An 11,832-nucleotide genomic window follows, 5' to 3' on the forward strand; every position below is an offset into this window, starting at 1 on the left:
TACGGCAAAACCGTGTGGTCCTGGCCGTCGTTGCTACGGTCAAGCCGGATCGAAGATGCGCGCGAGCCCAACCGGGTGGACGGCATCGCCAATTCGACCGGCGAGGGAGGCCAGAAGGAAAGTTCGGCTCCCGGGAGAGCACGGCATAAGCCGTCCGACCACCGCGCAGGGAAGGCCGAGTGATTGGCCACACCTGTATGCTGCTGTGCGGTTCTTTCTGCGTGTGCATTTCGCGCAGCGGACCGCGGGTGCGAGCTGGCACCCGGCCTTCCCTGCGCCCTCTTGGCTTTGAGAGGGTAGCGAGACGAAGCAAAGCTCGGGCGAATTGCGCCGCGAGAATGCGAAGGCATGTCTTCTCTAAAAATCTCAAAAATTGATGATGCGAGCCCAAACTCATGACCGTCACCCTGAGGCGCGCGCTCTGCTGCGCGCAGCGCTGCAGAGCAAGCCTCGAAGGGCGACGGCCCGGCTACATCGGGGCCGCTCATCCTTCGAGGCTCCCCATGGGACGCGTTGCGTCCCATGCCTCGCACCTCAGGATGACGGATTTTGTAGTGTCGTCATCGCGAGCAGCCATTGCGACGCTCGCGATGGCGTCGTGCGCCACCCTCCGCTCGTGCCCCGGACGCAGCGCAGCGCCGCTTTGGCGGTGCGCTGCAGAGCCGGAGCCCATGTCGCGGCATTGTACCGTGCCGCCCTGGGTCCCGGCTCTGCGCCGCAACGCCAAGAGGCGTTGCAGCTTGTCCGGGACACGCGCATCCCAGTCAGCCTGCAAGCCTCCCCGAGCGGTGCTTTGCGGCTTGTTTACCAATCCCGTCGCGCTGCAATTTCCATCTCGCGGTCTGCTTGCGGCCGTAGTACTTTCGTCTCAAGCACGGTTAACGGGCGGCAGGGGGAGGCTGATGAGGCGTGCGGGGCTGCTTGGCGTACCCTGGGTACGGCCATGGTCGTGGCAGGCGTTTCTGCTCGCTTGCATCGTTATCGCAATATCGGCTGTGTTTCAGGGCATCTGCGTCGCGCTCGGCGCGAAATTCTATTTTGCAGCGTTCCTGCCCAGCCTGTTCGTGCTCGGCCTCGTGGCGGGCACGCCGGCGGCGGGGTTCGCCGCGCTGTTCACCATTCCGCTGGTGTGGTGGGCGTTCATTCCGCCCGTCTTCGAGTTCAACGCGCTATCCGCCGCGAATGCCGATTCCATCAACCTGTTCTGCCTGCTGGCGGTGCTGCTGATCGGCCTTGCCGATCTCTGCCGCGAGACGATGAAGATCGTCAGCCGCGGCGGGCTGAAGCCCCCGGGCGAGAGCGCGGCAACGAATCCGCAATAAATCGCTCTCGACCTCGTCCCGGCACCACGAGGCGCGTTGCCTGCGCGCAACAATCCGGCAACCATCCGCGAGCTTGCCGCGCGCCGCTAACTTTTCGAAAAAGATTTGGCCGCAATTTCTCTCCCGGGAATGACGAGGGAGTTTTCGGACATGAACGGTCACGCCATCTTGGAGAACGTGCGACGCTATCGCGGCATCGCATCGCTCTATCGCCAGACCGCTGCATTCCGCCCGGGCCAGAGCTGGTCGCTGTTGGAGCAGGCAAGGGAGTGGGAAGCGCGGGCCCTGTCGGAGCTGGAAGCCTATTTCGCGACGCGCATGGACCACGCCGCGCCGCTCGCGGCCTGACCGCTAGCGACCGGCGCGGCCGCGAATCGGCCCGCCGCAGGCGCGATCGCGCTCGTGGCAATTACGGAGTTGTCTCGCCGCCCGCCTGTGCTAGCAACGGGCCGATCGAAATCTCCTCCACGCCGGCCGGGGCAAGCAATGACCACCTTCAACCGCATCTTCACGACGCAGCGCCTGCTCCAGATCATCGCGATCCTGGCGGCCACCGTTGCCATGAAGCTGATGAGCTGAGCGCCGGCGGCTCAGCGTCCTTCGAGCTCGGGCAGGTCGGGCAGGTAGTTCGACCCTTCCGAGCCCAGAAAATCGAACATCGCCTGCGCCGGCGGCAGCAGCACCTTGTCGCTGCGGCGAATCACGTACCATTGCCGCACGATCGGCAGGCCCGCGACGTCGAGCACGACGAGCCGGCCCTCGGCGAGCTCATGCGCCACCGTGTGGGCCGAGATGAAGGCGATGCCGAGCCCGGCGATCACCGCCTGCTTGATGGTCTCGTTGCTGCTCATCTCCATGCCGATGATCGGCTCGAGGTCGGATTTCTGGAACATGCCCTCCATCAGCGTCCGCGTGCCCGAGCCGGGTTCGCGGGTGAGGAAGGTCTCGTGCACGAGATCGGTCAGGCTGAGGCCGGAATCCTGCTCGAGCCAGTGCCCCTTGCGCGCGACGATGATGTGCGGATTGCGCCCGAGCTGACGGACGTCGACGGAGACGTCGGCCGGCGGCCGACCCATCACCGCGAAATCGAGGTCGTAGCCGTGCATGGCCCCGCGGATCTCCTCGCGATTGCCGATCGTCAGCTTGATCTCGATCTTGGGATAGCGCTTGGAGAACGCCGCGATCGCGTGCGGCACGAAATATTTCGCGGTCGAGACCGCGCCGAGATGCACCGTGCCGCCGGTCCGTCCCGCCAGCAGGTCGAGCGCGCCCTGGCAGTCCATGATGGCGGCCTCGACCCGTTCGGCCAGCGTCAGCACCTCCTTGCCCGCCTCCGTCAGCAGCATGCCGTCGCCGGTCCGCTGCACCAGCGGCAGGCCGGCGAGGTCCTGAAGCTGCCGCAGCTGCTGGGTCACGGCCGGCTGGGTCAGCCCGAGATGGCCGGACGCCGCCGTCACGCTGCCCTTGGCCGAGAGCGCCGCAAGGGAGCGCAGCTGCCGGATCGTCAGATGCCGGAGCTGAGCCGCCGCATGGCCGGGACCATTATAAGAAAATTCTTTGAGGCTCATTATGATTAGAAATTTTCCTTATTAAGCTGCCCCTGTCAATCTCCTGATGCCGGGACTGACCGCACCAACCTCCAGCGGGGAGGCAATTGGAGCGGCGCCGGCAAAGGGGATGGACGCAGATGACCGGGCAACTCAGGCTGGACGATCACCTTCAACGGTATTCTGAGACCGCGCCGCACGCGCTGGCCGTGGCAGCCGCGGTCGATGCCATCGCGGCGGCGGCCATCGAGATCGCCGACCTCATCGCCACCGGCGATCTCGCCGACGCCTCCGGCCTGACCACCGGCCGCAACAGCGACGGCGACCTCCAGCGCGATCTCGACGTGCAGGCGGATGCGATCCTGCGCCGTTGCCTCAGCCAGCTGCCGATCGCAGCGCTCGCCTCGGAAGAGATGCGCGAGGCCCAGATCGGCGACCGCGAGGGCCGCATCTGCGTCGCGATCGATCCGCTCGACGGCTCCTCCAACATCGACATCAACATGACGGTGGGCACGATCTTCTCGATCCTGCCCGCCCCGGACGACCTTACGCTCGCCTTCCACCAGCGCGGCTCGGCGCAGCTTGCGGCGGGCTTCGTCACCTACGGTCCGCAGACCTCCCTGGTGCTGACGCTCGGCGAGGGCGTCGACATCTTCACGCTCGACCGCAAGGCGGGCTGCTTCCGCCTCGCGCGCGGCGGCGCGCAGATCGCCGAGACCGGCGAGGAATTCGCGATCAACGCGTCGAACCGCCGGCACTGGGACCCGCCGGTGCGCGCCTTCATCGACGAATGTCTCGCCGGCGTCGAAGGGCCCGCCAATCACGATTTCAACATGCGCTGGGTCGGCTCGCTGGTCGCCGAGGCCTATCGCATCCTCACCCGCGGCGGCGTCTTCCTCTACCCTTCCGACGCGCGTCCCGGTTACGGCGACGGCCGCCTGCGCCTCGTCTACGAGGCGCACCCGATGGCCATGATCATCGAGCAGGCCGGCGGCTCCGCCACGACGGGACGCGAGCGCATCCTCGACCTCTCGGCGCAGAGCCTGCACCAGCGCGCGCCGCTGATCATGGGCTCGAGCAACGAGGTGCGCCGCGTCGAGGAGCTGCATTGCGATCCCCTGCTGGTCGCCAGCGTCTCCGCACCGCTGTTCGCGCGGCGCGGATTCTTCCGGCTCTGAGCGAGGCGTCCCATGTCCAGGAAGCACCCGATCATCTCCATCACCGGCTCCTCCGGCGCCGGCACCACCTCGGTGAAGAAGACGTTCGAGCAGATATTTTTCCGCGAGAAGGTCAACGCCGCCTATATCGAAGGCGACGCGTTTCATCGCTACGACCGCGCCGAGATGCGCGCGCAGATGGCCAAGGAAGCCGATCGCGGCAACAAGCATTTCAGCCATTTCAGCCCCGAGACCAACCTGTTCGAGGAGCTGGAGCGCGCCTTCCGCGACTACGGCGAGACCGGCACGGCGGTGACGCGGCACTACGTCCACGACGCCGAGGAATCGGCGCTGCACGGCGCGGCGCCCGGCACCTTCACCGATTGGGAGAAGCTGCCGGAGAACTCGGACCTGCTGTTCTACGAGGGCCTGCACGGCGCCGTGGTCACCGACAAGGTCAATGTCGCGCGCTATGCCGACCTCAAGATCGGCGTCGTCCCGGTCATCAATCTCGAATGGATCCAGAAGCTGCACCGCGATCGCAGCGCGCGCGGCTATTCGACCGAGGCGGTCACCGACACCATCCTGCGGCGGATGCCCGACTACATCCACTACATCTGCCCGCAATTCACCGAGACCGACATCAACTTCCAGCGCGTGCCGACGGTGGACACCTCCAATCCGTTCATCGCGCGCTGGATTCCGACGCCGGACGAATCGATGGTGGTGATCCGCTTCAAGAACCCGCGCGGCATCGACTTCCCTTATCTGCTGTCGATGCTGCCGCAGAGCTGGATGTCGCGCGCCAATTCCATCGTCTGCCCCGGCGCGAAGCTCGACCTGGCGATGCAGCTGATCCTGACGCCGCTGATCATGCAGCTCATCGAGCGCAAGCGGAACCTGAAGTGACGCACACCAACGACAATGGGAGGATCCGATGAACATCTCGGTTCATGCCGAAGCCGACCTCAATGCGGTCTCGCACAATGATCTCGCCAACGCCGTCCGCTTCCTCGCGGTCGATGCCATCGAGACGTCGCAGTCGGGCCATCCCGGCCTGCCCATGGGCATGGCGGATGTCGCAACCGTACTGTTCTCGCGGTTCCTGAAATTCGACTCGGCGCATCCCAATTGGCCGGACCGCGATCGCTTCGTGCTGTCGGCCGGCCATGGCTCGATGCTGCTCTATGCATTGCTGCATCTGACCGGCGGCGACGTCAGCCTCGACGACATCAAGGCCTTCCGGCAATGGGGCTCGAAGACGCCGGGCCATCCGGAATACGGCCATACGCCGGGCGTGGAGACCACGACGGGGCCGCTGGGGCAGGGGATCGCGACCGCGGTCGGGATGGCGCTCGCCGAGCGCATGGCCAATGCGCGGCATGGCGACGGCCTTGTCGACCACTTCACCTATGTCATCGCGGGCGACGGCTGCCTGATGGAAGGCATCAGCCAGGAGGCGATCTCGCTTGCCGGCCATCTCGGGCTCGGCCGACTGATCGTGCTGTTCGACGACAACGGCATCTCGATCGACGGACCGACCTCGCTGGCCACGTCCGACGATCAGCTCGCGCGCTTCGCCGCCTCTGGCTGGTCGGTGCGCAGCATCGACGGGCACGATCCCGAAGCCGTGGCACAGGCGATCGCAGAGGAGCGGGAGACTGCAAAACCGTCGCTGATCGCCTGCCGCACCATCATCGGCTACGGTGCGCCAGATCGACAAGGCACTGAGAAGGCGCATGGCGCGCCGCTCGGCACTGAGCAGACGGCCGCGGCGCGGCGGGCTCTCGGTTGGGACTATCAACCCTTCGTGGTGCCGATGCCGGTGCTCAAGGCCTGGCGGATGATCGGGCAGCGCGGGCAGGTCGACCGCCTCTCCTGGCTCGACCGCTATGAATGCGCGAGGCCGGAGCAGCGCGATCTGTTCGTCGAGGGCAAGGCCGTCGCTCTGCCTGCCGCCTATGCGCTGGCCGCCGCGAAATTGCGCGAGCGCTTTGCCAGCGAGCGTCCGAAGCTCGCGACGCGGCAGGCCTCGCAACAGGTGCTCGACGGTATCGCCGGGACCATCCCCGGCCTGGTCGGCGGCTCCGCGGACCTCACGCATTCGAACCTGACGCATGCCAAGGCGCAGGCTCCCGTCAAGCGCGGGGCGTTCGCCGGCGACTACATCCACTACGGCATTCGCGAGCACGGCATGGCCGCCGCGATGAACGGCCTCGCGCTGCATGGCGGCTTCATTCCCTATGGCGGTACGTTCCTGGCGTTCTCCGACTACAGCCGGCCGGCGATCCGCCTTGCGGCGCTGATGCGGCTACGCGTGATCCATGTGATGACGCACGACTCCATCGGACTAGGAGAGGATGGCCCGACGCACCAGCCGGTCGAGCATCTGCCGGCGCTGCGCGTCATTCCCAACCTGCTCGTGTTCCGGCCGGCTGATGCCGTGGAGACGCTGGAGGCCTGGGACTGTGCGCTTACGGCGGAGCATCGTCCGTCCGTGCTGTGCCTGTCGCGGCAGGCGCTGCCGACCTTCCGCAGCGATGCGCGCGGCAGAAACCGTGTCTCACGCGGCGCCTATCTCGTCGTCTCGCCGGACGGCGGCCGCGACGTGACATTGATGGCAACCGGCTCGGAAGTCTCGATCGCGCTGGAAGCAGCCCGCCTGCTTGCGACCGAGCACGTCCGTGCGGCGGTGGTGTCGGCGCCCTGCTTCGCCCTCTTCGAGGAGCAGCCGGACGATTACCGCGCCACCGTGCTCGGCACGGCGCCGCGCGTCGGTGTCGAGGCAGCCGTCGCCGGCGACTGGCATCGCTGGATCGGCCCGGACGGCGAATTCGTCGGCATGCGCGGCTTCGGCGCCTCGGCGCCGGCACCGGTGCTGTACCGGGAATTCGGCATCACGCCGCAAAGCATTGCGGAAGCGGCCCGCCGGGCGATCGCCCGCAAGCGTCAATAAGGAGGACCAATCGTGGCTCGTATCACCCTTCGCCAACTGCTCGATCACGCGGCCAGCCACGGCTACGCGGTGCCGGCATTCAACATCAACAATATGGAGCAGGGCATCGCGATCATGCAGGCGGCGGCTGAGGTCGACGCGCCCGTGATCATCCAGGCCTCGCGCGGCGCGCGCAGCTATGCCGGCGATCTCATGCTCTCGCACATGATCGACGCGCTGGAGCGGACCTATCCGGACATCCCGCTCTGCATGCACCAGGATCACGGCAATGACGAAGCGACCTGCGCATCCGCGATCGCCCATGGCTTCACCTCCGTCATGATGGACGGCTCGCTCAAGGCCGATGCCAAGACGGCGGCCGATTACGACTACAATGTCGCGATCACCCGCCGTGTCGTCGATCTCGCCCATTGGGTCGGTGCTTCCGTCGAAGGCGAGCTCGGCGTGCTCGGCTCGCTGGAGCACGGGGGCGGCGAGCAGGAAGACGGCCACGGCGTCGAGGGCAAGGTCAGCCACGACCAGCTGTTGACCGACCCTGATCAGGCCGTCGATTTCGTCCGTGCCACCAAGGTCGATGCGCTCGCCATCGCGATGGGTACCTCGCACGGAGCCTACAAGTTCAGCCGCAAGCCGGACGGCGATATCCTGGCGATGCGGGTGGTCGAGGAGATCCACCGCCGGCTGCCGAACACGCATCTCGTCATGCACGGCTCCTCCTCGGTGCCGCAGCCGCTGCAGGACATGTTCAACCAGTTCGGCGGCGAGATGCCGCAGACCTGGGGTGTGCCGGTCGAGGAGATCGTCCGCGGCATCAAGAGCGGCGTGCGCAAGGTCAATATCGACACCGACTGCCGGCTGGCGATGACCGCGATATTCCGCAAGGTCGCGGCCCAAAATCGCAATGAGTTCGATCCACGCAAATTCCTCAAGCCCGCGATGGACGCGATGCGCGAGCTCTGCCGCGAGCGCTTCGAGCAGTTCGGCACCGCAGGCCATGCCAGCAGGATCAAGGCGGTCCCGATGAGCGAGATGGCGCGGCGCTATCGCGCCGGCGAGCTCGATCCGCGCGTCGACGCCCGCGAGTGCGTGGCTGCCTAGTCAATCAGAAGAGCAGAGAAAAGAGCAGGAGAGAGACATGAACGCACATGCAGGCACCGTCCGCGGCAAAGAGCGCTATCGCTCGGGTGTGATGGAATACAAGCGCATGGGCTATTGGGAGCCCGACTACACGCCGAAGGACACCGACGTCATCGCGCTGTTCCGCGTGACGCCGCAGGAAGGCGTCGATCCGATCGAGGCCTCTGCGGCGGTGGCCGGTGAATCCTCGACCGCGACCTGGACCGTGGTGTGGACTGATCGCCTCACGGCCGCCGAGAAGTATCGCGCGAAATGCTACCGCGTCGATCCGGTGCCGGGCACGCCGGGCTCGTATTTCGCCTATATCGCCTATGACCTCGACCTGTTCGAGCCGGGCTCGATCGCGAACCTCTCGGCCTCGATCATCGGCAACGTGTTCGGCTTCAAGCCGCTCAAGGCGTTGCGGCTGGAGGACGTGCGCTTCCCCGTCGCCTATGTGAAGACGTTCCAGGGGCCGGCGACCGGCATCGTGGTCGAGCGCGAACGCCTCGACAAGTTCGGCCGGCCGCTGCTGGGCGCGACGGTGAAGCCGAAGCTCGGGCTTTCGGGCCGCAATTACGGCCGCGTGGTTTATGAGGCGCTGAAGGGCGGGCTCGATTTCACCAAGGACGACGAGAACATCAACTCGCAGCCCTTCATGCATTGGCGCGATCGTTTCCTCTACTGCATGGAAGCTGTGAACCGCGCGCAGGCCGCCTCCGGCGAAGTGAAGGGCACGTACCTGAACATCACCGCGGGCACGATGGAGGACATGTACGAGCGTGCCGAGTTCGCCAAGGAGCTGGGGTCGTGCATCGTCATGATCGACCTCGTGATCGGTTACACCGCGATCCAGTCGATGGCCAAATGGGCACGGCGCAACGACATGATCCTGCATCTGCACCGCGCCGGGCACTCGACCTATACGCGGCAGAAGAGCCACGGCGTGTCGTTCCGCGTCATCGCGAAGTGGATGCGGCTTGCCGGCGTCGACCACATCCATGCCGGCACGGTGGTCGGCAAGCTCGAAGGCGACCCCAACACCACGCGCGGCTATTACGACGTCTGCCGCGAGGACTTCAATCCGGCCAAGCTCGAGCATGGCCTGTTTTTCGACCAGTCCTGGGCGAGCCTCAACAAGATGATGCCGGTTGCGTCCGGCGGCATCCATGCCGGCCAGATGCATCAGCTGCTCGACCTCCTGGGCGAAGACGTGGTGCTGCAATTCGGCGGCGGCACCATCGGCCATCCCATGGGCATTGCCGCCGGCGCGATCGCCAACCGCGTGGCGCTGGAAGCGATGATCCTCGCTCGCAACGAGGGCCGCGACTACGTCCACGAGGGCCCGGAGATCCTGGCCAGGGCGGCCGAGACCTGCACGCCGCTGAAGGCGGCGCTCGAAGTCTGGAAGGACGTGACCTTCAATTATCAATCCACCGACACGCCGGACTTCGTGCCGACCGCGCTCGAAACCGTTTGAGGAGATTTGACATGAAGCTGACTCAAGGCTGCTTCTCGTTCCTGCCCGATCTCACCGACGATCAGATCACCAAGCAGGTGCAATATTGTCTGACCAAGGGTTGGGCGGTGAATATCGAGTTCACCGACGATCCCCATCCCCGCAACACCTATTGGGAGATGTGGGGCCTGCCGATGTTCGACCTTCAGGACGCCGCCGGCGTGATGATGGAGCTCGCCGAATGCCGCAGGGTGTACGGCGACCGCTACATCCGCATCAGCGGCTTCGATTCCAGCCATGGCTGGGAATCGGTGCGGATCTCCTTCCTCGTCAACCGGCCGCCGCAAGAGGCGGAGTTCGAGCTGGTGCGGCAGGAAGTCGGCGGCCGCGCGATCCGTTACACCACGGTGCGCAAGCCGGCCGCCCACGCCACTCAATAACCATTCTCCTCCGCGCGGAGCTCTCCCTGCTCCGTATCCTTGGCGGACCACTGCTTCGCCGCTCCCCGCGGCGAAGCTCCTTTCTTCGAGGGTAGCTATGCTGGATGTTCCCCACGCAGCCACGACCGAGCCCGGCGAGACCCATTTCGATCTCCGCAAGGAGGCCGAAGCGGCTGGGATCACCGACACGCTGCAGCAGCTCGAGCAGGAGTTGATCGGATTGAAGCCGGTCAAAAGCCGCGTGCGCCAGATCGCGTCATTGCTGCTGATCGAGCGCATCCGGCAGCGTGCGGGGCTGGCGTCCGCGCCACCGACGCTGCACATGTCGTTTACCGGCAATCCCGGCACCGGCAAGACCACGGTGGCGCTGCGCATGGCCAAGATCCTGCACGGTCTCGGCTTCGTGCGGCGCGGGCAGGTGATCTCCGTGACGCGCGACGATCTCGTCGGCCAATATATCGGCCACACCGCGCCGAAGACCAAGGAGATCCTGAAGAAGGCGATGGGCGGCGTGCTGTTCATCGACGAAGCCTATTACCTGCATCGGCCCGACAACGAGCGCGACTACGGTCAGGAAGCCATCGAGATCCTGCTCCAGGTGATGGAGAACCAGCGCGAGGACCTCGTCGTGATCCTCGCCGGCTATGGCGAGCGCATGACGAACTTCTTCGCCTCCAATCCCGGCTTCCGCTCGCGCATCGCCCACCACATCGAATTTCCCGACTATGCGGAGGCCGAGCTGCTCGTCATTGCCGAGCTGATGCTGAAGGAGCGGGGTTATCGCTTCTCGGCGGCGGCGCGCGAGGCGTTCGAGAAATACATCGCGCTGCGCCGGACCCAGCCGTTCTTCTCCAATGCACGCTCGATCCGCAACGCCGTCGACCGCATCCGGCTGCGGCAGGCCGATCGCCTGGTGTCCGATCTCGACCGCATGCTCGATGTCGCCGACCTCGAAACCATCGATCCCATGGACATCCTGGCGAGCCGCGTCTTCAGCGGCGGCGCCGATGCGCGGAGTGCAAAGCCATGACCGGAGAGATCGTCATTGCGCCCTCGATCCTGGCTGCGGATTTCGCGCGTCTCGGCGAGGAGGTCGCGGCAATCGACACCGCCGGCGCCGATTGGATCCATTGCGACGTCATGGATGGACACTTCGTGCCGAACATCAGCTTTGGCGCCGATGTCATCAAGGCGATCCGGCCGACGACGAAGAAAATCTTCGACGTGCATCTCATGATCGCGCCTGTCGATCCTTATCTCGAAGCGTTCGCAAGGGCCGGAGCGGACGTCATCACGGTGCACGTTGAAGCCGGCCCGCATCTCGACCGTTCACTCCAGGCGATCCGTGCGCTTGGCAAGAAGGCCGGCGCCAGCCTGTGTCCCGCCACGCCCGAGAGCGCCATCGCCTACGTGCTCGATCGGATCGATCTCGTGCTGGTGATGACGGTCAATCCGGGATTTGGCGGCCAGTCGTTCCTCGAATCCCAGCTCGAGAAGATCGAGCGGATCAAGGCCATGATCGGCGACCGGCCGATCCGGCTCCAGGTCGACGGCGGTATCACGCGCGACAATGCCGCTGCCGTGGCGGCGGCGGGCGCGGATACGCTGGTAGCGGGTTCCGCGGTGTTTCGCGGCAACAGCGTTGCCGACTATGCCGCAAATATCCGGGCCATCCGCACCGCCGCCGAGACGGGACGGGTTGCAAAGCGGCAAGATAATGGTGTCCAGCCGATGCGCCTCGGCGAAGGCGCGCGCACCCGGTAGATTACGGGCTGGCACATAAGTTGACGGCTCGGCGCGGGAACTTCCCGGAGTCTTACGGAGAATCTTGGCGC

At 65.7% G+C, this 11,832-nt stretch carries 12 protein-coding genes; 11 read left to right on the plus strand and 1 reads right to left on the minus strand.

Annotated features, from left to right (window positions below):
* From E4K64_RS40855 to E4K64_RS02790, 3 genes are all read left to right on the plus strand, one after another.
* Positions 1 to 183 (plus strand): hypothetical protein (locus tag E4K64_RS40855; protein ID WP_209311934.1); only part of this gene is annotated, 183 nt, incomplete at its 5' end.
* A gap of 719 nt (positions 184 to 902) precedes the next feature.
* Entirely contained in the window at positions 903 to 1,322 is a 420-nt protein-coding gene (locus tag E4K64_RS02785) for a DUF4118 domain-containing protein (RefSeq protein ID WP_135162082.1), read from the plus strand.
* Between the two features lie 150 nt (positions 1,323 to 1,472).
* Positions 1,473 to 1,670 (plus strand): hypothetical protein, encoded by a 198-nt coding sequence (locus E4K64_RS02790; RefSeq protein ID WP_135162083.1) that lies wholly within the window; start codon positions 1,473 to 1,475, stop codon positions 1,668 to 1,670.
* Positions 1,671 to 1,912: 242 nt separating this feature from the next.
* Here the strand turns inward: E4K64_RS02790 and E4K64_RS02795 are convergent, their stop codons facing one another.
* On the minus strand, positions 1,913 to 2,890 hold the full coding sequence (locus tag E4K64_RS02795; protein WP_126256730.1) for a LysR family transcriptional regulator: 978 nt from the start codon (positions 2,888 to 2,890) through the stop codon (positions 1,913 to 1,915).
* 119 nt (positions 2,891 to 3,009) lie between these two features.
* On the opposite strand from E4K64_RS02795, the gene E4K64_RS02800 reads away from it, so the two are divergent.
* The 8 genes from E4K64_RS02800 (at position 3,010) to rpe (ending at position 11,761) form a co-directional block, all read left to right on the plus strand.
* Positions 3,010 to 4,047 (plus strand): class 1 fructose-bisphosphatase, encoded by a 1,038-nt coding sequence (locus E4K64_RS02800; RefSeq protein WP_135162084.1) that lies wholly within the window; start codon positions 3,010 to 3,012, stop codon positions 4,045 to 4,047.
* A 12-nt stretch (positions 4,048 to 4,059) separates the two neighbouring features.
* Positions 4,060 to 4,935 carry a phosphoribulokinase gene (locus tag E4K64_RS02805; RefSeq protein ID WP_135162085.1) on the plus strand — a complete coding sequence of 292 codons (876 nt, stop codon included), beginning with the start codon at positions 4,060 to 4,062 and terminating at the stop codon, positions 4,933 to 4,935.
* Positions 4,936 to 4,963: 28 nt separating this feature from the next.
* Positions 4,964 to 6,982 carry a transketolase gene (gene tkt, locus E4K64_RS02810; RefSeq protein ID WP_135162086.1) on the plus strand — a complete coding sequence of 673 codons (2,019 nt, stop codon included), beginning with the start codon at positions 4,964 to 4,966 and terminating at the stop codon, positions 6,980 to 6,982.
* Positions 6,983 to 6,994: 12 nt separating this feature from the next.
* Positions 6,995 to 8,080 (plus strand): class II fructose-bisphosphate aldolase, encoded by a 1,086-nt coding sequence (gene fba, locus E4K64_RS02815; protein ID WP_135162087.1) that lies wholly within the window; start codon positions 6,995 to 6,997, stop codon positions 8,078 to 8,080.
* Between the two features lie 37 nt (positions 8,081 to 8,117).
* Positions 8,118 to 9,578 (plus strand): form I ribulose bisphosphate carboxylase large subunit, encoded by a 1,461-nt coding sequence (locus tag E4K64_RS02820; RefSeq protein WP_135162088.1) that lies wholly within the window; start codon positions 8,118 to 8,120, stop codon positions 9,576 to 9,578.
* An 11-nt stretch (positions 9,579 to 9,589) separates the two neighbouring features.
* Positions 9,590 to 9,997, plus strand: a complete 408-nt coding sequence (locus E4K64_RS02825; RefSeq protein WP_126256724.1) for a ribulose bisphosphate carboxylase small subunit — start codon at positions 9,590 to 9,592, stop codon at positions 9,995 to 9,997.
* 97 nt (positions 9,998 to 10,094) lie between these two features.
* On the plus strand, positions 10,095 to 11,027 hold the full coding sequence (cbbX, locus tag E4K64_RS02830) for a CbbX protein (protein ID WP_135162089.1): 933 nt from the start codon (positions 10,095 to 10,097) through the stop codon (positions 11,025 to 11,027).
* Complete coding sequence (gene rpe, locus E4K64_RS02835) at positions 11,024 to 11,761, plus strand: ribulose-phosphate 3-epimerase (protein ID WP_135162090.1); 738 nt, start codon at positions 11,024 to 11,026, stop codon at positions 11,759 to 11,761. Before cbbX ends, rpe begins: the two co-directional genes overlap by 4 nt.
* Positions 11,762 to 11,832 lie beyond the last annotated feature (71 nt).

Source organism: Bradyrhizobium frederickii (assembly GCF_004570865.1).
Lineage (GTDB): Bacteria > Pseudomonadota > Alphaproteobacteria > Rhizobiales > Xanthobacteraceae > Bradyrhizobium > Bradyrhizobium frederickii.